The following is a 20790-nucleotide window of genomic DNA, read 5'->3' on the forward strand; positions in this document are numbered from 1 at the left end:
CCACAGGACGGGACCGTCTAGGCCGGCGGAGACGGTCCCGTCCTGGGGCTCCGCCCGGGACCGTCTAGGCCGGCGGAGACGGCGACGGCTGGACCGGGGCCACGTCCGTGGCGGTGGCGCCGTGAGGTGGCGGGGACTGCCGGAGGGCGGCTTCGCGGGCGTACGAGCGGAGGTACCCGACCACCGTGTTGGTGACGGCGACCAACGGCACGGCCACCACCGCTCCGCCGATCCCGGCGACCATCCCACCCGCGGCGACGGAGAGCACGACCGCCAGCGGATGCACCCGCACCGCCCGCCCCAGAATGAACGGCTGCAGAATGTGGCCCTCGATCTGCTGCACGGCAAGGACGACGGCGAGCACCATCACGGCGGTGAACACGCCCTGCGTGACGAGCGCGACGACCACCGCGAGGGCGCCGGACACCACGGCGCCGACGAGCGGGATGAAGGCGAACAGGAAGATGAAGACGGCGAGCGGGACGGCCATGGGGACATCCAGGAAGTAGATGCCGAGGCCGATGAAGATGGCGTCGATCATGGCGACGATCACCGTGCCGCGGACGTACGCGGTCAGCGTGCGCCAGGCCCGCGGACCGGCGCCGGCGACACCGGGCCGCGCCGCGGAGGGGACGAGCTTCAGCGTCCACTCCCAGATCCGCTTGCCGTCGTAGAGCAGGAACAGCGTCGAGAACATCGTCAGCAGAATCCCGGTCAGCGCCTCGACGATGACCGTGACGCCCTCGAGGCCGGCCGAGGTGATCTGGTCGGTGTTGGCGCCGATCGCCTCGCGCAGGTTCTTGGCGATCTCGTTGATCTGTTTGTCGGTGACATGGAACGGGCTGTTGAGGAGCCACTTGCGCAGCTCGTCGATGCCGTCCTGGACCTGGTTGGAGAGATTGTCGATGTTCTCCATGACCTGCCAGACCACGAACCAGCCGACCAGGCCCATGATCACGAAGCCGAGGATCGCGGTGAGCGCGGTGGCCAGACCGCGCGGCACACCGAGCTTCCGCAGCCGGGCCACCGTGGGCTGCAGCAGCGCGGTGATGAGCAGGGCGGCCACGAAGGCGAGCACCACCAGTTGTACGGCGCTGATGACCCGCATCAACACCCAGACGGTGCCCGCGAGTACGAGCAGCCGCCAGCCGGCCTCGGCCGCGACACGTACCCCCCACGGCACGGCCGCGGAGGGGTCGGGGCGGGCGGCCACGGCGGGAGCGTAGAGGGGAGGTGCGGGGACCTGGTCGGGTGTGGACGAGCCGGTGTCTTCGGGGGCGTCCGCCAACGGGTCGGCAGCACGGGTCCCGCCCGCGCCCGCACACGCTCGGTCCTCAGACGCGCCAAAGCCGTCCGAGTCCTCGAGTGTCTCCCTTTCGACCTCGGCGCGGCGTTTGTCCAACCGGTCGCCCAGTTCGGTCAGTCCGGCGCCGACCCGGCCGAGCCACTGTGGCACTCGTGACATCATCCGTCCCTTTTCCCCGTCGCTTCCCACCACTCCCCCCTGGAAGTCGTCCCGTCAGACCGTACATGCCCGGGGCATCCATTGCCCGGTCGCGGGGACGTCATGACCGAAGCCCCTCACCAAAGGACGGTGAAGGGCTTCGCGAGGTTGAGCTGCCGCCGGGCGGCCGTCGGCTCAGTACCAGTTGTTGGCCTGCCAGAACGACCAAGCCTCACACGGGCTGCCGTACCGGCTGTCCATGTAGTTGAGGCCCCACTTGATCTGGGTGGCGGGGTTCGTCTGCCAGTCGGAACCGACGGACGACATCTTGGAGCCGGGCAGAGCCTGGAAGAGACCGTAGGCACCGGAGGACGCGTTGACCGCCCGGTAGTTCCAGCTGGACTCGTGGTCCACGATGTTGCTGAAGCACTGGAACTGCCCGCTCGGCACCATCTGGCGCGCCATCGCCTGGATCTGCGCGACGGTGTACGAGCTCTGGACGGAGAAGGTGGTGGCGTCACGCGTGCTGGAGCGGCTGGCCTTGGCCTCCGCCTCCTTGCGGTCCTTGGCTGCCTGCTCGGCCTTCTCCGCGGCCTTCTGCTTGGCGATCGCGTCCTCGGCGGCCTGCTTGCGGGCCGACTCCTCCGCGTCCTTCTTGGCACTCGCGTCCGCGGCGATGGCCTGGGCGTCGGCCTGCTGAGTCAGGGACGCGGTCTGCACCTGGGCCTGCTGGCCCGCGGGTATGTCCGCGAGGAGCGTCACGTCGCCGGCCGTTGCCTCGGCGTCGCTCGGGGACTGCGCGGTGCTGCCCGAGGCAACACCGGTTACGGCGCCGACAGCGGTGACCGCGGTGGCCGAAGCCACTGCGAATCCCCGGACCGAAATCCGGCTCACACGGTTTCCTTCCAGCATCGCCCGCTACAGGTGACCCTCGCGGACGCAATCGTGCCCCTTGGCACTGGCCTCCCAACTGCGGGGTCACGGGAGGCACGGGCCCGGTGGGAACTCCCGCGAGGGGAGCGCCGCGTGGTGCTCGGGCGGCATACGACGGCTCTATGGAGTTCTGGGGTTCCTGTTGTGCCGTACCGCTGGGGGTACAAGTGTGTCGTATGCGGGGCCTGACAGGAGTGAGACTCTGCCGTACCCCGACGCCGCAAGGCAATTCCGAGTTGCGTGTGAAAGCTCACACCTCGTTTGCCTCAGGAGTTTTCCGGAAACGAGCGCGCAGCACGGCGCCGCCCGGCTAGGCTCTTGGCCTTTTCCGGGCGGCGTCAACTTCCTGGTATTCGCCGCGAGTTGAGCGGCTGAGGGCAGAAGCCCTAGATGTGTCCGTCCTCCAGCATTTCGGTCACAAGCGCGGCAATCTGGGACCTCTCGGACCGGTTCAGGGTCACGTGCGCGAAGAGCGGATGGCCCTTCAACTTCTCGACCACGGCGACGACACCGTCGTACCGGCCGACTCGCAGATTGTCCCTTTGCGCCACATCGTGGGTCAGAACGACCCGTGAATTGGCTCCGATACGCGACAGAACGGTCAGCAGCACATTCCGTTCCAGCGACTGCGCCTCGTCCACGATCACGAAGGCGTCATGGAGGGAGCGGCCGCGGATGTGGGTCAGCGGCAGGACCTCCAGCATGCCGCGGGCGGTGACCTCTTCGATGACGTCGCGGCTGGTGACCGCGGAGAGCGTGTCGAAGACCGCCTGCGCCCAGGGGCTCATCTTCTCGGACTCGGAGCCGGGCAGATAGCCGAGCTCCTGCCCGCCGACCGCGTACAGCGGCCGGAAGACCATCACCTTCTGGTGCTGACGCCGCTCCAGGACGGCCTCCAGGCCCGCGCAGAGCGCGAGCGCGGACTTGCCGGTGCCGGCCCGGCCGCCCATCGACACGATCCCGATGTCCGGGTCGAGCAGCAGGTCGAGCGCGATGCGCTGCTCGGCGCTGCGGCCCTTGATGCCGAAGGCCTCGCGATCGCCGCGGACGAGCCGGACATTGCCCTCGGACGTGACCCGCCCCAGCGCCTTGCCGCGCTCGGACTGGATCGTCAGACCGGTGTGCACCGGAAGGTCGGCCGCCTCGGGGACATACGCGTGGCCGACATCGAAGAGGACGTCCACCTGCTCGCCCGACAGGGTCAGTTCGGACATTCCGGTCCAGCCGGAGGAGCCCGTGATGGCCAGCTCCGCGCGGTACTCCTCGGCGAGGAGCCCGACGGACGAGGCCTTGATCCTGAGCGGAAGATCCTTCGACACGACGGTGACGTCGAATCCCTCGGCCTGCAGATTGCGGGCGACCGCGAGGATGCGGGAGTCGTTGTCCCCCAGGCGGTAGCCACTGGGCAGCACGCTGGGGTCCGAGTGGTTGAGCTCGACGCGAACGGTCCCGCCGAGGTCCCCGATCGGAATCGGGGCATCGAGGCGGCCGAACCGCACCCGGAACTCGTCGAGCAGGCGCAGGGCCTGCCGGGCGAAGTACCCGAGCTCCGGATGATGCCGCTTGGCCTCCAGCTCCGTGACCACGACGATCGGCAGCACTACTTCGTGCTCGTCGAAGCGGTTCAGGGCGTTGGGATCGGCCAGCAGGACGCTGGTGTCGAGAACATAGGTGCGCCGGTCTGGCATACGGCGCTTTGTGCTGGTCACCACGGAAGGACGTACCCCCTCGGATGAGGTCGGGGAGCGACGAAGGAGATCTGGACCGGTCTCGGGCCCACTGCACGGGCCGACGACCGGCCCTCCGCTTCGTCCGTGCTGACCGCACGAGCGCGCTGGTGCAAAGGGCCTCCCGGGCGGACGGCCCCGTGCCGTCCGCTGAGATCCGACACCCGTGGTTCGGGTGTCGACCTGGATGGTTTATGCCCTCGAACATGCGCTGCCATGCCACGGCATAGGGCGGCGCACGGATGAACTCCTTGTTACTTCCGCCCCAGACCACCCGGCTCCGGGCCCGGACCTGGTGTCTTCCGGCTCACGGCCCCCACGGCGGGTGAGCCGAAGGGGCGCGTGCCGGGAGCGAACCGAGCCTCAGAACCTCAGCCGCCGTAACGGCGGTGTCGCGCCGCGTAGTCACGCAGGGCGCGCAGGAAGTCGACCTTGCGGAAGGCCGGCCAGAAAACCTCGCAGAAGTAGTACTCCGAATGGGCCGTCTGCCACAGCATGAATCCGGAGAGCCGCTGTTCGCCGCTGGTCCGGATCACCAGGTCGGGGTCGGGCTGGGCGCCGGTGTAGAGGTGCTTGCCGATGAGGTCGATGTCGACGCACTCGGCGAGGTCCTCGATCGCGGTGCCCTTGTCGGCGGCGTCCAGGAGCATGGAGCGCACGGCGTCGGCGATCTCCTGACGGCCGCCGTAGCCGATGGCGACGTTGACGACTATCCCGTCGACGTGCGCGGTGGCCTCCTCGGCCTCCTTCAGGACGGTCTGCATCTGCGAGGGCAGGATGTCCGGCGTGCCGACGTGGTGCACCCGCCAGCGGCCGTCGGCGGCGAGGGTGCGGACGACGCCCTCGATGATGCCGAGGAGCGGGACGAGCTCGTCCGGGGGACGGTCGAAGTTGTCCGTCGAGAGCAGCCAGAGGGTGACGACCTCGACATCGGTCTCGGAGCACCAGCCGAGGAATTCCTCGATCTTGTCGGCCCCGGCCCGGTGACCCTGGGCCGCGGTGCTGCCGGCCGCCTTCGCCCAGCGCCGGTTGCCGTCCATGATGACGCCGATGTGCTTGGGCACCTGGTCGTGGTCGAGGTGGCCTTCCACCCTGCGTGTGTAGAACCTGACCAGGAGACGGCGCAGGTTGTCGCGCAGGTTCACGTGTTGTCAGCCCCTCCGTGCGGATCAGACAGGTGCGCCGCAGCGCAATCCCTGTCCATATGGCGGTCCCCGGGGGCGAAGCCTACCCCCGTACAACTGCGGCTCCGGCATGGGGTGTCAGTGCGCTGAAGTAGTTTCGTGTCCATGAACGACTCCCCCCTTTATCGCGCGTCAACCGAGCGATACGACTCAATGGAGTACCGCCGCACGGGACGCAGCGGCCTCCAGCTCCCCGCCGTCTCCCTCGGTCTGTGGCACAACTTCGGCGACGACCGCTCGCTCGACTCCCAGCGCGCGATCCTGCGCCGCGCCTTCGACCTCGGTGTCACCCACTTCGACCTGGCGAACAACTACGGGCCGCCGCCCGGCTCCGCCGAGCTCAATTTCGGCAAGCTCCTGAAGGAGGACTTCGCGCCCTACCGGGACGAGCTGGTCCTCTCGACCAAGGCCGGCTACCTGATGCACCCCGGGCCGTACGGCGAGTGGGGCTCCCGCAAGTACCTGCTGTCGTCCCTGGACGCGTCGCTGCGCCGGATGGGTGTGGACTACGTCGACATCTTCTACTCGCACCGCTTCGATCCGGACACTCCGCTGGAGGAGACGATGGGCGCGCTGGCGTCCGCCGTCCAGCAGGGCAAGGCGCTGTATGTCGGCGTCTCGTCCTACACCGCCGAGCAGACACGCGAGGCGGTCCGGATCCTCACCGGTATGGGCGTACGCCCGCTCATCCACCAGCCGTCGTACTCGATGATCAACCGCTGGACCGAGGACGACGCGCTGCTCGACACGCTCGACGAAGCGGGGATGGGCTGCATCTCCTTCGCTCCGCTCGCACAGGGTCTGCTGACGGGCAAGTACCTCAAGGGTGTCCCCGAGGGCTCGCGCGCCTCGCAGGGCAAGTCCCTGGACCCGGGCCTGGCGTCCGACGCCGACGTCGTACGACGTCTGAACGGGCTGAACGAGATCGCGGGCCGCCGCGGCCAGTCCCTCGCCCAGCTGGCGCTGACCTGGGTGCTGCGTGACGAGCGGATGACCTCCGCGCTGATCGGCGCGTCCAGCGTGCGCCAGCTGGAGGAGAACCTCGCGGCGCTTTCCGCGCCGAAGCTCACGGACGAGGAGCTGAAGGAGATCGACACGTTCGCGGTGTCGACTCCGGGCACGAACATCTGGGCCGGGCGGAGCTGAGTCCCGGCGCGGGGGCCGGGCCGGGGGCGTGGGGGCGTCTGCCGGGCCGGCCCGCGTACGGGGGCGCGCGGGCGGGGGGCGCGTAGGCCGGGGGTGCGCGCGGGCGGGGCTTGGTCGACGTACTGGGGGTGCCTGGCGGGGTGGCCGGTCGCCCCGGTGCGGGGCGGGTCACCCGGCTGAGGGCAAAAAAACGGGCCGGTCCGTGGGGGGGAGACGGACCGGCCCGAGGGGGGGTTTCCACCATAACCCTTCGTAAGTGATGCTGCGTGCATCGGCGTGCCACAACTACTCTCCGAAACCGGCCGACGACGCGGCGATGGGTGCGGAAGCTCTGATTCAGGGCCTGATCATGGCCGAATCCCAGCTGATTCCAAGGGAATCCGGGCGAATCCAGAGAGAACCAGGGGGTTTGCGCGCACTTATGGGGTGTGAGGCATCCGGGGCCCCGCGTCCTCCGCGTGGGTGACGCGTGTCGGAACGTCGGCTTGACGCCGTCGCTAACTTCGCAGTCATGGCCACGTTCACCACCCCGGAGACATCCGCACCCGTTCCGCTGGAGCTCGCCGAGTCGGCGCGGGCGCGCCGGCGGGGGCTGCTCGGGCGGGACGGGATCGAGGGGGCACTGCTGCTGAGCCCGGCGAGCGCGGTGCACACCCTGGGGATGCGTTTCGCGATCGATGTCGCCTATCTGGACCGGACATTGCGGGTCGTAGCCGTGCGCACGATGCGTCCGGGCCGGGTGGGGCTGCCGCGGCCGTGGGCCCGGCATGTCCTGGAAACGGAGGCCGGGGCGCTGGAGCGGTGGGGGGTCCGGCGCGGGGTGCGGGTGGTCGTCCAGGACCGCTGACCTGCGGTCGGAAGAAGCGGACCCAGCACCGCGCAGCCCCCTCCACTGCGCGGTGCCACACGCGCAGCTTTGCTCACGCGAATTACCCTTGGTCTGAACTTACGTGAACCGGGGAGTTCGGCGCGAGCCGCCCTCGATAACGATGTGGAAACCGTGTGGAGATGTCCGGGATACGGATTCACGTCTCACGGAGCGAGCGCTCGGCGCCCCCGGTCACGGCGAGGGCGACCGCCCCGGCTTGCGTGCCTCGATGAGGTAGCGGGTGCTGTGCGCCACGAACGGGCCGTCCTTCTCGATCCGGTCGTGGAGGGTCATCAGCCGGTCCCGGTACGCCTCGACCGTGAAGCCGGGGACCATCCAGACCACCTTGCGCAGGAAGTGGACGACGGCACCGACGTCGTGGAACTCCATGCGCAGCCGGGCCGTGCGCAGGTCGACGACCTCGAGACCGGCGGTCCCTGCGGCGGCGCGGGCGTGCTCGGGGTGGCGCCGGTTCCTGGTCCGTGCCGGCTGCGCTCCGAGGAAGTACTCGACGATCTCGAAGACGCTCGCGGGGCCGACCTGTTGGGAGAAGTACGTACCGCCGGGGCGCAGGACGCGCGCGATCTCGTCCCAGTACGTCGCGACCGGGTGCCGGCTGGTGACCAGGTCGAAGGCCGCGTCCGCGAACGGCAGCGGCGCGTCCTCCGGGGAGGCGACGACCACGGCGCCGAGCGGGTGGAGCAGGGCGGTGGCCTTGGCGACGTTCGGCGGCCAGCCTTCGGTCGCGACGGTGAGGCGGGGCAACTCGGGCGCGGAGGCGAGGACTTCGCCGCCGCCGGTCTGCAGGTCGAGCGCGGCGGACGCTTGCGCGAGCCGCTCCCCCATCGCCCGCGCGTATCCCCACGGCGGGCGTTCCTCGGTGGCGCGTCCCTCGAACCAGGAGAAGTCCCAGCCCTCGACGGGCGCGGCCGCCGCCTCGGCGACAAGGTCCTCGAAGGTACGGCTCGTGGTCATGAGGTCGATCCTGCCAACGGGCGGGCGCGTGCGCGACGGCATTTCCCGCGAGCCGCGCGGACGTACGCCGGGTCCACATCGTCGAGGAGAGGGCACGGCACGCGGGCCACGTGGGCATCCTGCGCGAGCTGATCGACGGAGGAGCGGGCGACCACCGGCCCGGCCGACCGGGCGGCCGCCGGCTACGGCATGGCCCGGCCGCCCCGGTTACGGCACGAGGGGCCGTACTTCGGTCGCCGCGAAGCGGAGGAAGCCCTCGGGGTCGGGTTCGTCGGCCGTGGGCTGGAGGACGACGGTGTCGGCGCCGGCGTCGGCGAGGCGCTGGACGGCCTTGGCGACGGCGCCCGCGTCACCGGCGACGCCGTGTTCCTGCGCCGGGTCCTCGCCGCCTGCGGCGATCTCGGCCCGCAGCCGGGCGGCCGCGTCCGGGCCGGTCGCCGTGTGCAGATAGACGACGACCTGGTGCGGGTCGGTGCGTCCCGCGGCCTCGCGGCCCTCGTCGATGAGCCGGCGGGCCCGCCGTACACCGTCGGGACCCGTGGCGGCGGTCAGGATCGTGCCGTCGGCCGCCTCGCCGGAGAGCCGCAGCGAACGGGGTCCGGTGGCGCCGGCCAGTACGGTCACGCCGGGCGCCGGCGGCCAGTCGAGGGCGACGCCGTCCAGCTTCACGTACCGCCCCTGCGTCGTGACCGTCTCCCCGCCGAGCAGTGCGCGCAGGGCGAGCAGATACTCACGCAGCAGTGTCACGGGCGACTCGGCGCGCGCCCCGACCTGTTCCATCCAGTCCTGCACGCCGTGTCCGACGGCGACGACGGCCCGCCCCGGGAAGAGGCGGTGCAGGGTGGCGGCCTCCATCGCGGTGACCGCGACATTGCGCAGGGGGACCGGCAGCAGTCCCACCCCGACGCGCAGCCGCTCGGTCCAGGCGAGGGCGGCCGCGGCGGCGGAGACGCCCCCTTCGAGGAAGCAGTCCTCCCACAGCCACAGTTCCTCCAGACCGGCGTCGTCCGCGAGCCGGGCCAGGTCGCGCAGGCGCTCAGGGGGCAGTTGGGGCCGGAAGACAGCACCGAGTCCAGTCATGGACCCTTCCTACCCACCGCCGGCGCGGCGGACAACCGCATTACGCGTCGGCGGGGCGGGGTTGGCGCACCGGCCCCGCTATTTCCGCTCGGCTCGCTCGTAGCGCAGGAGTACGACGCCGTTGCCGAAGGTCCGGGTCTCGATGAGCCGGAGGAAGGTGAGGGCATCCGTCTCGGGGAACAGGGGTTTGCCGCGGCCGATGAGGACCGGGTGGACGTACACCCGGAATTCGTCGACCAGGTCGTGCCGCAGGAACGTGGCGGCGAGGTCGGCGCCGCCCAGGCCCAGGTCCCCGCCCGGCTGCGCCTTGAGGGCACGGACCTCCTCGGGGACGACGTCCCGCACGACCTGCGTGTTCCAGTCGGCCCGCTCCAGCGTCCGGGAGTACACGATCTTCGGGATGTCACGCCAGATCCCGGCGAACTCCGCCATCGTGGGGCCGGCCGCGGGATCCTCGTCGGCCGTCGGCCAGAACTCGGCCATCAGCTCGTGCGTCACCCGCCCGCTCAGCAGACCGCCGAGCTCCTTGACGTATGCGTTGAAGTGACGGTGGAGTTCCTCGTCGACCTGGTGCCAGCTGATGTCACGGCCCGGTCCCTCGATGTACCCGTCGAGGGACACCGAACTCATCAGAACGATCTTCCGCACCGCAGCCATCCCTTTCGCCGCGGCCGCGCCCTGGGCTCAGCCGCTGTCTTGACCCGACCCAGTGGGCTCGCCCGAGCCGGTGGACTTGTCCGAACCCGAGGACCCGCTCCTCGGGAACGACACCTCCACCCGGCGGTTCTTGCGCCGGCCCTGTTCCGAGGTGTTGTCGGCGATCGGGTAGTCCTCGCTGTAGCCGCGGACCTCGAAGGTGACGTCGCCGCCCAGGTTAGCGGCGAGCTGGTCGTGGACCGCCTCGGCGCGCTTCTTGGAGAGGGTCAGCCCGTGCGCGTAGGAGCCGAGGTTGTCGGTGAAGCCGAAGACCCTGACGTTCGAGGCGTTCTGCGCCCCGATCTCCTCGGCGATCGCCTGGATACGGGAGCGGGCCTCCGGGTTCAGCTTCGAGCTGTCCTTCGGGAACAGCACCTCGGCCTGGAGCGCGAACGTCACGTTCTCGTTCGTGTCCACCCGGCGCTCCTCGCCACCCAGGTCCTCCACGACCGACTTGATGTCCAGCACCTTGGCCGGCGCGAGCGTGGCGCCGTCGGCCAGCTTCAGCCCCGGACTGGTCGCGTCCACCTCCGGTGGCGGTGACGTGGTCACACTGCCCGGCGGCGCACTCGGGTCCTCGTCGTCCGCATACGCCGGACCGGGCAGACCGAGCGTGACCAGCACGGCGAACGCGGTGAGCGTGGTCGCGGTACTGCGGCGTGGGAGAGCGCGTGGGAGGGCCATGGGTCACTCGCCCTCGGAGAGTTCGACGGAGGCGGGGGGCATGGAGCCGACTTGGAAGTTCACTTTGGTGGTGGCGGTGGGCGGGGCGGGGAATTGGGCGAACCAGTCGGTGGTTTCGCCCGGCTGGAGGCCTCCCGTGAACCTGGTGCACAGGCACCGGCCCTCGGTGTCACGGAGGATCAGGTACTTCTTCTTGCCCGTCGAGTCGATCAGACTCGCGCCGGCGATCGACCCACCGTTCCCGGCCAGTTCACGCTCGTCGCCCCGCCAGTCGGCGGCGACCCACGACTTGGCGCCGCCATTCGTCACCGTGCCCTCGACGGTCACGAACCCTCCGTCGTCCCGGGTGGCAGAGGTGACCTTCAGCGTGAGGTCGCCCCCCTTGACCTCGGCGAGAGTCTGCTGCGACGACGGCGAGGCGGACTCCTTGTCCTTGTTGCCGCCGCCTCCGCTGTCCTTCGCCGGCGAAGAGGACGCGCTGGAGCCCGACTTGTCGTCGTCTCCGCCGCCGCAGCCGGCCACCGTGAGGAGCAGCCCAGCCGTGATCGCCATTGCGCTCAGCGCCCTGCGGCTCTTCAGGGTGTGCCGGATATCCATCGGTACGGCTTCCTCTCACTCGGCCAGATGCACAGAGAACAGCACAGACGCGTCGGGAAGGTCGGCCGGATCGAAATCTCCGGGGTCGATGTTCACGAGTTCGTCGCCGCAGTCCAGTTCCAGGGGCTTTTCGGGATCCGCGTCCGGGTCGAAGTCGCAGCGCGGCTGGATGACGGCGGTGGCGTGCGCCTTTGCCCGCATGCCCTCCGTGCCCGGAATGATCGAGTCACCGACCGTGTAGTTCGTCTCGATGGCGACTTCATAACCCGGAAAACCGTTGTTCGTGGTGGGCTCGACGCTCTCGACGGTCGACTCGTTCTCGGAGGCGAGTTGCTGAGCCGCGGCTGTCGCGCCCGCACCGGCAGGGGGCAACTCGCCCAGCCAGTCGAGCCAGTTGTCGTCCTGCCCGATTGCAGCCGTCAAGCCGTCCATCAGCTCGTCCCGGGCGTCCTGCGCGGCCGCCAACGCCGCAGCGTCCGCCGCGGATTGAGCTCCATTGCGGGCGGACGCTGCCTGGGCGAACGCGAAGAAGGCGAAGGCGGCGAAGAGCAGGATCGCGGTCAACCAGATGTAGATGGGCAGTGTCTGCCCTCGGTCGCCGAGACGCCGTCGGGCTGTCAGCCTCCGATGACGCTGGTCACGGCGTCGAGGATCGCGCCGGAGATCAACCCGTCCAGCCCCAGCCCATCGATCAACGTAAAAATCCCCGCAATAATGATCATCAACCCCGCATACTCCACAAACCCGGCCCCCGCGTCCCCCCGCATCCGGGAGACCACGGTCCGCTTCCAGCTGTCGAACCTGTTCATCGTCACTGCCCTCCCGCGCGACGCGATTACCGACCCGAGCACCGTACGTGAGAACCCGCGTACTCCGGGTGGGTCCAGGGGCCCAACTTCTGGCGGGAGGAATCATCGGTTCCACCCCCCACGCGCGGTCCCCAGCCAGTGGGCGATCGCTTCGCTGCGCGAAGAACTGTGCAGCTTTGCGAAGATGCGGTTGATGTGGTTCTTCACGGTCTTCTCGCTGATGAAGCAGGCGGCGGCGATCTGCTGGTTGTTCATGCCGGACGCGATGAGATCCATGACCTCCACCTCCCGTGAACTCAGGCCGAAGTCGAGCCGGTTGGGGCCGCGCCGCGGCCGCATGTCCGCGGACCGGGGCCGAGCCTCCGACGACTGTGCCACAACTGATTGCAGATGCGAAGAGATTTCGTTCGGTTCGTACGAAACACCGAGTGAATCCGCCACAGCGGTGGCCCGTCCGTGCGGCAAGTCGCGTACGGCGGTGATCAGTTCGGGGGCTGTGAACTCGCCGTGGACGAGGTAGCCGGCCGCGCCCCGGCGCAACGCCTCGGCCACGACCTCGGGTTCACGGCTGTACGTCAGCATCATCACCGGTGCGAGGTGCGTGAGCCGGGGCAGTGCGGTGAGGCCGTCGGTGCCGGGCATGCGGACGTCGAGCAGAACGACGTCCGGGGCGCAGCCGCTCGCGAGGGTCACGGCTTCCTCGCCGTCCGCCGCCTGCGCGACGACCTCGATGTCCGGGTGGGCGCCGAGCAGGGCGGTGAGTCCCGCCCGTACGACGGGGTTGTCGTCGGCCACGAGTACACGCAGGGGCGGGCCGGAAAGTGCCTGGTCAGGCATGGGCGGCCTCCTCTTGGGGGGTGGGTGCCGGTGCGGCGAGCGGCACGGTCAGGGTGATCTCCGTGCCGCCCCGCGGGGGACGGGCCAGGTCGAGGCGCCCGCCGAGGGACGCGGCCCGCTCCACCATGCCCAGCAGGCCGAAGTGGCCGGATTCCGCCAGGTCGTCGAGTACGGCGGTGGCGGGCAGGCCCACTCCGTCGTCCCGGACCGTCAGGCGCAGGGCATGGGCGGAGGCGTCGAGGCCCACGCGGACCCGGGTCGCCGACGCGTGGCGGTGGGCGTTCTCCAGTGCTTCCGAGACGATCGCCAGGAGGTGGCGGGCCGTCTCGCACGGGAGAGGCGGGACGCTTCCCGTGCAGCGCAGCTCCGCCGGGAGTGCCGTACGGGCGGTGAAATCGCCGACGCGCGCGGCGAGTTCGGCGGGCAGGTGCGGTCGTGCCGTGGTCAGATCCGTCCGGCGCCGCAGGTCCGATAGGAGCTCGCGGGACTCCGTCGCCGCGCGGCGGGCCGCGCCCGCCACCACCGTCGCCTGGCGCTTGAGGTCGTCGGGGTCGCGGGAGTCGGGGGACGCGGCCAGTGCCTCCGCGGCGAGGGCGAGTCCGTGCAGCGTCTTGGCCACCGAGTCGTGCATCTCGCGGGCGAGACGGGCGCGTTCGGACTCCACGGCCTCCGCGACGGCGAGCCGCGCGTGTGCCTCGGACAGGGCCTGGCTGGCGGCGCCGAAGCGGAACATCAGATTGCGCAGGGTGACGCCGATGATGCCGGCGCCGATGCAGAAGCCGGCGATGAGGAGGGTGCTCGCGCCGGTGCCGGGGCGGTGTGCCCAGGCCCGGAACACCGTGAGCAGGACTACGAGTTGGAGGCCGGTGAAGACGCCCGAGCCGCGCCAGCCGTACAGCAGGCCCGCCAGCAGCGGGGTGCAGACCGTCGCGTAGGCGAGGGGGGAGGCCGGGGAGGCGGTGAGGAGCAGGACCGCACCGAAGGTCAGGTCGACGGCCATCAGGCTCGGGTGGGCCAGCAGACGGGGGCCGAAGCGGTCCCAGTCCCTGAGCATGGCGTACGAGCCCATGATGCCGAGGACGGCGGCGGCGAGGACCGCGTAGCGGGGTGCTCCGTCCGTGGTGTTGGTCATCGCGAAGGGGGCGCCGACCGCGATGGCCGCCAGCCGTACGGCGAAGGCCTGTCGGCACAGGGCCTGGAGGGCGTTCAGTTGGAGACGGACGCTTCCGGGTGCCGGGGCATCGTCCGCGAGATAGCCGGCGGCCTCCGCGGGCCAGCCCGCACCCGCGTCCTCCGGCCGGTACCCGGCGTCCTGGCCGGCGTCGGGCCGCTCACCCGCACGGGCGGGGTGCCACCCGCGCCGAAGCGGGTGCCGCCCCTCGCGGCACCCCTGCCCCCGGATGTGCGGACGGCGGTTCATCAGCGGCCCAGGATCGAGCCGAAGTTGGTGCCCGAGCCGAGGAACATGCCCGTCGCGATCAGGATCATCGTGGCCGGGAGCATGAAGACGAGGGTCACCATCGTCGCCTTGGGGATGGTCTTCGCGGCGCGGCGGCGGGCGTTCTGGGCATCGGTCCTGCGCATGTCCGTGGCGAGCTGGATGAGGGTCTCGGCGATCGGCGAGCCGAGCTCCTCGCCCTGTTGGAGCGCGGAGACGAACTGGGCGACGGACTCGGAGGAGTTGCGCCGGCGGAGTTCGTCGAAGGCCTGGCGGCGGCTGACGCCCATGTCCATCTGGCGGAGCGTGATGCGCAGTTCGTCCGCCCACGGACCCTCGTACTTCTCGGCCACGCGGTCGAGGGCCTGGCGGAAGCCGAGGCCCGCCGAGACGACGACGGCCAGCACGTCGAGGAAGTCGGGCAGGGTGCGGTCGATGACGTCCTTGCGCTCGCGGATGGCCTGCCAGATCAGGGCATCGGCGGCCAGCAGGCCGAACGCCAAGGTGGCTGCGGCGAAGAGGAGTTGGCCGTTCGAGAGGAAGACGAGACCGAGTACGACGCCGAAGATGCCGTAGACGGCCCGGCGGGCCGCGTAGCGGTTGAGGGTGAGGCCGCCGGGGTTGCCCGCCATGTCGATGCGGCGACGCTTGGCGTCGACGCGGCGGGGGCCCATCAGCCGCAGCACGAGGGGCGCGAAGCGCATGCCGAGCCGGTCCACGGCGGAGTCCGCCTTGGAGACCCGGGTCGCGCCGACCTCCAGGGCGAGCACCAGGTCGCTGGGAAGCTTGGCGTCGGCGCGGATCATACGGATGCCGAGCAGGACGCCCGCGACGGCGGCACCCATCAGAGCGGCGAGCAGCAAGGCCGGCATGGCGGATTCCCCCTCACACTTCGATCTTGCCGAGGCGGCGGATGACGAAGAAGCCGACCGTGTAGAGGCCGAGCGAGATCAGTACGAGGGCCTGGCCGAGCGGCGAGCCGGTCACCCGGGCCAGGGCGCCCTCGTTCGACGAGTTGATCAGCAGCAGCGAGCCCAGGCCGAGGAGCGGGACGGTGAAGGCCGTCGCGTTCACCTCGGAGAGCATGGTGCGGACCTCGCGCCGGGTCTCCTTGCGGTCCTCCAGGGTCTGGGTGAGGTTGCGCAGGGAGCTGACGACCGAGCCGCCCGCCTTGTTGGCGAGGACGAGGGTGGTGACGAGGACGACGAGTTCGCGGGACGGGAGCCGTTCGGCGAGCTCGTCGAGCGCGTCGTCGACGGACCGGCCCAGGGTCAAGTGGTCGGCCACGCGGGCCAGTTCCTCACCGGCCGGCGCCTCCAGTTCCTCGGCGGCCATCGCCAGTGCGGTGCGCAGGGCGAGTCCGGCGGCGGTGGCGTTGGCCAGGAGCCGTGCCACGTCGGGGAGTTGGTTGATGAAGGCCTCGATGCGCTTCTGGCGTTGCCAGTTGAGGAAGATGACCGCGCTCCAGACGCCCACCAGTGCGGCGATCGGACCGAAGAAGGGGGCCAGGGCCGCGGCGGCGATCAGCCACAGCGCGACGACGACGGCGGTGACGTAGGTGAAGAACTCCCCGGCCGTCAGGTCGAGTCCGGTGGCCGACAGCCGCAGGTGGATGGTGCGGCCGAGCCGGGTACGGCGCAGCCGGCGGTCGACGCCCATGAACCGGCGCGCGCGACCGGCCGCCGTACGGACGGGTCCGCCGCCGGAGAGACGGTCGACGAGGGCCTGGCGGTGGGCGCGGCCGGAGGCGTACGCGTGCACGCCCGCGACGGCGAGCGTGCCGCACAGGACGGTGGCGCCGAGGGCCAGCAGAGCCGGGTTGTTCATGCCTGCCTCCCGTCCGGGATACGGGACTTCATCCGAACCCCAGCCCCGCGAGACGCCAGCTGGCTGCCTGTCTCGTGCGACGCCATCCGATCGCCTGCCACGTATGTCTCGTGTGACGCCATCCGATCGCCCGCCACGTATGACTCGTGCGACGTCATCCGATCGCCTGCCTCGTGTTGAGTACGTCGACGGCCTCGGTGACTCCGAAGGCGGAGGGCAGCGGCTCGCCCGCGACGTACAGCTTCTCGGCGATCCGGCGCGGCAGCGGCAGGTGCTCGAAGTGGCCGTGCACCACGCGGTCGGGCCCGCTGGGACGGGTCACGAAGCGGGAGACGGTGACGATGCGGAACTGTTCGCGGCCGTGCGAGACCAGCAGGGCGATCTCCGCGACCTTGCGGGAGCCGTCGGCGTGCCGGGCGAGCTGGACGACGACCTCGACCGCCGAGTTGATCTGGTCCTTGAGGGCCTCGAAGGGGATCTGGACCTCGGACATCGAGCCGAGGGTCTGCAGTCGCATCAGCGCGTCCTCGGCCGAGTTGGCGTGGACGGTCGCGAGCGAGCCGTCGTGGCCCGTCGACATCGCCTGGAGCATGTCGAGGGTCTCGCCGCCGCGGACCTCACCGACGATGATGCGGTCGGGGCGCATGCGCAGCGAGTTGCGGACCAGGTCGCGAATGGTGATCTGGCCCTTGCCCTCGACGTTCGGGGGCCGGGACTCGAGGCGGATGACGTGCTCCTGCTGGAGCTGGAGTTCGGCCGAGTCCTCGATGGTGATGATGCGCTCGCGGGCCGGGATGAGTCCGGAGAGGGCGTTGAGCAGGGTCGTCTTTCCGGTGCCCGTACCGCCGCTGACGATGACGTTGAAGCGGGCGCGCACGAAGGCCGCGAGGAGCATCAGCATCTGTTCGTCGAGCGAGCCGAGGCCGATGAGTTCGGGGAGGGTGTACGCGCGGGGGAAGCGGCGGATCGTCAGGGTCGGGCCGGTCAGCGCGAGCGGCGGGATGATCACGTTGACGCGCTCGCCGGTGGGGAGGCGGGCGTCGACCATCGGATTCGACTCGTCGACCCGCCTGTTGACGGTCGAGACGATGCGCTCGATGGTCTGCATGAGCTGCTCGTTCGAGGCGAAGCGCAGGGGGAGCTGTTCGACGCGGCCCGCGCGCTCGACAAAGATCGAGTCCGGGCCGTTGACCATGATCTCGGTGATCGAGGCGTCGGCGAGGAGCGGTTCGAGGACGCCCAGGCCGAGGGCCTCGTCGACCACCCGCCGGATCAGCTGGGAGCGCTCGGCGGAGGAGAGGACCGGGCCCTCGCGGCTGATGATGTGGCCGAGGACGCGTTCCAGCCGGGCGCGCCGTTCGGTCGCCGCCAGGCTCGACATCTCGGCGAGGTCGATCTCCTCCAGGAGCTTGGCGCGGTAGACGGCGACGAGATGTCCGTCCTCGCGGGCGGGTCCCCCCTCGTCCGGGGCGGCCATACGGGAGCGCAGGCTCATCTCTTCAGCTCCTCTCGGTCAGTCGTCCTGGTCGTTGGGCATGGTGGCGTGACGTTCCGCGGTCCAGCCGCCCATGAAGGGGATGACCGAGGGGATCTGGACCTGGACGGTGGCGGTGACCGTGTCGCCACCGCCGCCGACCGAGACGTTCGCAGTGAACCGGCCGTCCATCGCGGCCTGGCCCGCCGCCTCCCCTTCCCCGCCCTGCGACGCGACCCGCGCCGCCGCCCGTGCTCCGGAACCCGCCTGGTTGATGCCGTATCCGACGAGGCCGAGCTGAATGGCCGCCATCCCGATGAGGAGCAGGATGGGCAGGAATCCGGCGAACTCCAGCATGGAGACCCCTCGGTCACTCCAGCGCCGGGTCCGCCGCGCAGGTGCGGTGACCGCTTCGGCGTCAGCACAGCTGCCCGCACTCGGGGAGTCCGGCGTCCCGCGCACCCCGCGTCGCAGCAAGGAGACCGGCGTCATCCCACGTCCCCCTCCACCGCCGCACCCGCCTCGCCGTCGACCTCCCAGTTCACGTCGAACCCGGGGAAGAACAGCGGCACTTGGGCGTTCACCCGGGCCTTCCACACCGAGCCCTCGAGCGTGCAGGCGATGTCCGCGCCCTGCCAGGCGTCCGGCAGGTGTTCCTGGCCCGCGGCCTGGCAGGCACCCGCCGCGTCGCCCTGTACGGCATACGCCGCCGTCGCCGCCCGTGCCGCCTCGTCCGCCGCGTTCCCGGCGAGCGACCACGTGTAGCCGTACAGCACGCACTGCCACAGGATCGTCATCACGACGAGCAGCAGCGGGAACATCCCGGCGAATTCGAGGGTCACCGCTCCCCGGTCGCCGCCCTTGCGGCGGAGGGCGAGGGCGCCCCGTTCCGGTGAGGGCTTGCGGCGCCGGCCGCCGCCGCCCTCCGGGGCCGGGACCACCAGGTCCAGCTCGCCGGCCAGGGCCCACAGGGCCTGCTTGACCGTCGAGCGCGCGTCCAGGTCCTGGAGCCGGCCCGCGTCGACCACCGACTGGAGCTCCTTGAAGGCGGCCGGTACGGCGGAGCGGGCGACCTTCGTTCCGGTGACGCGCTCGACGAGGGACGGCTGGATCTCCGTACCGCGGGAGTGGCGGTTGACGACCGTCGTCGTCTCCTCGGCCTTGCGGATCTGGAGCCGGTCCCACATGCGGACCATGCGTTTGGCGGCGCGTACGGCGATCACGTCGGGGGTGACCAGGAGCAGGGCCTGGTCGGCCATCTCGACGGCCGCCGCGGTCGCGGAGTTCATCTGGGAGCCGCAGTCCACGACCACCACGTCGTGGCGGGAGCGCAGGGCCGCGACGACCTGGCGGGCCACCCGGTCGGTGACCTCCTCGCCGCGCTCGCCCTCGCCGGGCGCGAGCAGCAGCCCGATGCCGCTGTCGTGGAGGTAGACGGCGTCCTGGAGCACGCGCGGGTTGATGTCGGTGATGCCGGCCAGGTCGACGACCGACCTGCGGAACTGCACGTCCAGGTACGAGGCCACGTCCCCGGACTGGAGGTCCAGGTCGAGGAGGGCGACCGTACGGCCCGACGCCTGGGCGGCGAGGGCGAGTTGGACGGCGGTGACGGTCGCGCCGACGCCGCCCTTGGCGCCGGTGACCGTGACGACGGTGCCGCCGGGCCCCGTGTACAACTCGGGTGTACCGCTGCCGAGATGGCGGCGCATCCCGAGCGACCACGCGGCCGCCGCCTGGACGCGCTCGGCCAGGGTGTCGTAGCCGAGGGGCAGCCCGACGATGCCGCGGGCGCCGGAGTCCATGGCGGCGGTGAGCACGCCGCTTCCGGTGTCGGCGGTGATGAGGACGACACCGACCGCCGGGAAGCGCAGCACCACGTCGCGGACCAGGTCGAGGGCCGGGACCGGGCCGATCCGTTCGTGCACCAGGACGACCTCGGGCAGCTCGTCGAGGGATTCCGCGGCGAGCCGGGCGAGGGTGTCGAGGAGGGCGGTCGAGTCGGCGACGGGCGGGGCGGGTTCGGTGTCGGCGAGCTGGCTCAGCAGCGTGGTGAGCGCGCGGGCCGAGTCGATGTCGCCGACGGCGGGGAGGATGCGGATGGTCATCGACGACACCTCTGACGGCTGGGGCGGCTCGTACGGCGGGGCCGGCTCCTGCGACGGGTACCGGCGGGCGCGGTCGTCATGCGCGGCCTCCTACTTGTCCTCGTCGAGGGTGTACGTACGGTCGCCGGGGGCGACAGTGGTGGCGGAGCCGCCCGCGACCAGGGCGAGGCGGACGTGTGTCGCGAACGACTCGGCGTACGCGACCCGCTGGGCGTCGGCGGTGTCGAGCGCGAAGGTGATCGGGACCGCCTGCGTCGCCGTGCGCCGCTGGTCGGCGCTGGACTGGCCCGGTTCGAGCGCGGTGAGCTTGCCGACGTCGATGACGCGGGCGTTCGCGACGATGACCTTCGACTGGTCCTTGGCCTTGTCGTTCGCCGCTTCGAAGGTGGCGTAGATGTTGACCCGGGCGCCCGGGTCGATCTTTCCGGCCACGCCGGTGGCCGCGTCGATCATGATCGCGATCTCCTGCTGGCCCGACTCCAGGGCGGGCCGGTCCACGATCATGTCGGCCTGGAGCAGCGAGCCCTTCTCCAGCTTGGTGACCGCGATCTTGCCGCGGATCTCGGAGAGCCTTCTGACGGCCGTGGCCGACAGCCAGCGCTCGGGCATGGAGACCTTCTCGAACTGGTCGGCCGAGAGCTCCTTGTAGGGCGCGATGTCGCCCTTGACGCGGTACGCCGTCACCTCGGGGCCCACCTTCGAGTCCACGTCGTGGATCACCGAGAGCACTCCGGCGAAGGCGCCCACGGCGCACAGGGCCGAGAGGACCAGCAGGATGACGCCGCGGCGCTGGCGTGAGTTCACTACATCTCACCTCGTAGGGGCGTACCGGGTGCTTGCCCGGGCCTGCTGTTTCCGCCGGGGGCCGGGGGCGTCTCCGGGGGATGCGGCATGGCGCGGACAACCTCGATCTGGGGGCGGGGACGGCGGGGTCGAGCGGTGGTGCCTGGTGCCGATTTGGCGGTG

The 20790-nt window shown here is 70.7% G+C and carries 21 protein-coding genes and 1 pseudogene; 3 read left to right on the forward strand and 19 right to left on the reverse strand.

Translation table 11 applies throughout. The features are described 5' to 3' along the window. Positions 1-64: 64 nt before the first annotated feature. The 4 genes from ACFVYF_RS34565 to ACFVYF_RS34580 form a co-directional block, all read right to left on the reverse strand. On the reverse strand, positions 65-1465 hold the full coding sequence (locus ACFVYF_RS34565; RefSeq protein WP_389461829.1) for an AI-2E family transporter: 1401 nt from the start codon (positions 1463-1465) through the stop codon (positions 65-67). A 174-nt stretch (positions 1466-1639) separates the two neighbouring features. Then, positions 1640-2356, reverse strand: a complete 717-nt coding sequence (locus ACFVYF_RS34570) for a transglycosylase SLT domain-containing protein (RefSeq protein ID WP_389461831.1) — start codon at positions 2354-2356, stop codon at positions 1640-1642. 407 nt (positions 2357-2763) lie between these two features. Continuing rightward, positions 2764-4089: a PhoH family protein gene (locus ACFVYF_RS34575; protein ID WP_383278866.1), complete on the reverse strand. Its 1326-nt coding sequence runs from the start codon at positions 4087-4089 to the stop codon at positions 2764-2766. Positions 4090-4475: 386 nt separating this feature from the next. Then, the gene (locus ACFVYF_RS34580; RefSeq protein ID WP_389461833.1) at positions 4476-5249 is read right to left on the reverse strand and encodes an isoprenyl transferase; all 774 of its coding nucleotides are present in this window, start codon (positions 5247-5249) and stop codon (positions 4476-4478) included. Positions 5250-5393: 144 nt separating this feature from the next. On the opposite strand from ACFVYF_RS34580, the gene mgrA reads away from it, so the two are divergent. Both mgrA and ACFVYF_RS34590 read left to right on the forward strand, forming a co-directional pair. After that, on the forward strand, positions 5394-6434 hold the full coding sequence (gene mgrA, locus ACFVYF_RS34585; RefSeq protein ID WP_389461835.1) for an L-glyceraldehyde 3-phosphate reductase: 1041 nt from the start codon (positions 5394-5396) through the stop codon (positions 6432-6434). A gap of 511 nt (positions 6435-6945) precedes the next feature. Next, the gene (locus ACFVYF_RS34590; RefSeq protein ID WP_389461837.1) at positions 6946-7281 is read left to right on the forward strand and encodes a DUF192 domain-containing protein; all 336 of its coding nucleotides are present in this window, start codon (positions 6946-6948) and stop codon (positions 7279-7281) included. A 213-nt stretch (positions 7282-7494) separates the two neighbouring features. Here ACFVYF_RS34590 and ACFVYF_RS34595 read toward each other — a convergent pair whose 3' ends face one another. Next, positions 7495-8277 (reverse strand): class I SAM-dependent methyltransferase, encoded by a 783-nt coding sequence (locus ACFVYF_RS34595; RefSeq protein ID WP_389461839.1) that lies wholly within the window; start codon positions 8275-8277, stop codon positions 7495-7497. Positions 8278-8351: 74 nt separating this feature from the next. Between ACFVYF_RS34595 and ACFVYF_RS34600 the strand changes: the two are divergent. Then, positions 8352-8408: pseudogene (locus ACFVYF_RS34600) on the forward strand (hypothetical protein); the annotation flags it as partial. A gap of 76 nt (positions 8409-8484) precedes the next feature. Here the strand turns inward: ACFVYF_RS34600 and ACFVYF_RS34605 are convergent. The 14 genes from ACFVYF_RS34605 to cpaB all read right to left on the reverse strand — a co-directional run bounded on the left by ACFVYF_RS34605 (position 8485) and on the right by cpaB (position 20628). Beyond that, positions 8485-9357 (reverse strand): LLM class flavin-dependent oxidoreductase, encoded by an 873-nt coding sequence (locus ACFVYF_RS34605; RefSeq protein WP_389461841.1) that lies wholly within the window; start codon positions 9355-9357, stop codon positions 8485-8487. 78 nt (positions 9358-9435) lie between these two features. After that, positions 9436-10005: a dihydrofolate reductase family protein gene (locus ACFVYF_RS34610; protein ID WP_389461843.1), complete on the reverse strand. Its 570-nt coding sequence runs from the start codon at positions 10003-10005 to the stop codon at positions 9436-9438. A gap of 36 nt (positions 10006-10041) precedes the next feature. Continuing rightward, the gene (locus tag ACFVYF_RS34615; RefSeq protein WP_389461845.1) at positions 10042-10737 is read right to left on the reverse strand and encodes an OmpA family protein; all 696 of its coding nucleotides are present in this window, start codon (positions 10735-10737) and stop codon (positions 10042-10044) included. Between the two features lie 3 nt (positions 10738-10740). Continuing rightward, positions 10741-11334, reverse strand: a complete 594-nt coding sequence (locus tag ACFVYF_RS34620) for a hypothetical protein (protein WP_389461846.1) — start codon at positions 11332-11334, stop codon at positions 10741-10743. Positions 11335-11349: 15 nt separating this feature from the next. Next, positions 11350-11955 carry a pilus assembly protein TadG-related protein gene (locus ACFVYF_RS34625; protein WP_389462002.1) on the reverse strand — a complete coding sequence of 202 codons (606 nt, stop codon included), beginning with the start codon at positions 11953-11955 and terminating at the stop codon, positions 11350-11352. Beyond that, positions 11952-12143, reverse strand: coding sequence for a hypothetical protein (locus ACFVYF_RS34630; RefSeq protein ID WP_389462004.1), 192 nt, complete (start codon positions 12141-12143; stop codon positions 11952-11954). Before ACFVYF_RS34630 ends, ACFVYF_RS34625 begins: the two co-directional genes overlap by 4 nt. A 102-nt stretch (positions 12144-12245) precedes the next feature. Beyond that, entirely contained in the window at positions 12246-12980 is a 735-nt protein-coding gene (locus ACFVYF_RS34635) for a response regulator (RefSeq protein WP_389461848.1), read from the reverse strand. Further along, positions 12973-14400 (reverse strand): sensor histidine kinase, encoded by a 1428-nt coding sequence (locus tag ACFVYF_RS34640; RefSeq protein WP_389461850.1) that lies wholly within the window; start codon positions 14398-14400, stop codon positions 12973-12975. The genes ACFVYF_RS34635 and ACFVYF_RS34640 overlap by 8 nt, the downstream gene beginning before the upstream one ends. Further along, positions 14400-15290, reverse strand: coding sequence for a DUF5936 domain-containing protein (locus tag ACFVYF_RS34645; RefSeq protein WP_389461852.1), 891 nt, complete (start codon positions 15288-15290; stop codon positions 14400-14402). The genes ACFVYF_RS34640 and ACFVYF_RS34645 overlap by 1 nt, the downstream gene beginning before the upstream one ends. 13 nt (positions 15291-15303) lie before the next feature. Next, positions 15304-16245: a type II secretion system F family protein gene (locus ACFVYF_RS34650; RefSeq protein WP_389461854.1), complete on the reverse strand. Its 942-nt coding sequence runs from the start codon at positions 16243-16245 to the stop codon at positions 15304-15306. A 154-nt stretch (positions 16246-16399) separates the two neighbouring features. Next, positions 16400-17740, reverse strand: coding sequence for a CpaF family protein (locus ACFVYF_RS34655; protein WP_389461856.1), 1341 nt, complete (start codon positions 17738-17740; stop codon positions 16400-16402). Between the two features lie 18 nt (positions 17741-17758). Beyond that, the gene (locus ACFVYF_RS34660; RefSeq protein ID WP_389461858.1) at positions 17759-18076 is read right to left on the reverse strand and encodes a TadE/TadG family type IV pilus assembly protein; all 318 of its coding nucleotides are present in this window, start codon (positions 18074-18076) and stop codon (positions 17759-17761) included. A 131-nt stretch (positions 18077-18207) separates the two neighbouring features. After that, positions 18208-19824 carry a CpaE family protein gene (locus ACFVYF_RS34665; RefSeq protein WP_389461860.1) on the reverse strand — a complete coding sequence of 539 codons (1617 nt, stop codon included), beginning with the start codon at positions 19822-19824 and terminating at the stop codon, positions 18208-18210. A 90-nt stretch (positions 19825-19914) separates the two neighbouring features. Further along, a complete protein-coding gene (cpaB, locus tag ACFVYF_RS34670; protein ID WP_389461861.1) occupies positions 19915-20628 on the reverse strand; it encodes a Flp pilus assembly protein CpaB in 714 nt (237 codons plus the stop codon). Between the last annotated feature and the right edge of the window lie 162 nt (positions 20629-20790).

Origin of the sequence: Streptomyces sp. NPDC058274, from assembly GCF_042881375.1 — a bacterium.
GTDB lineage: Bacteria > Actinomycetota > Actinomycetes > Streptomycetales > Streptomycetaceae > Streptomyces.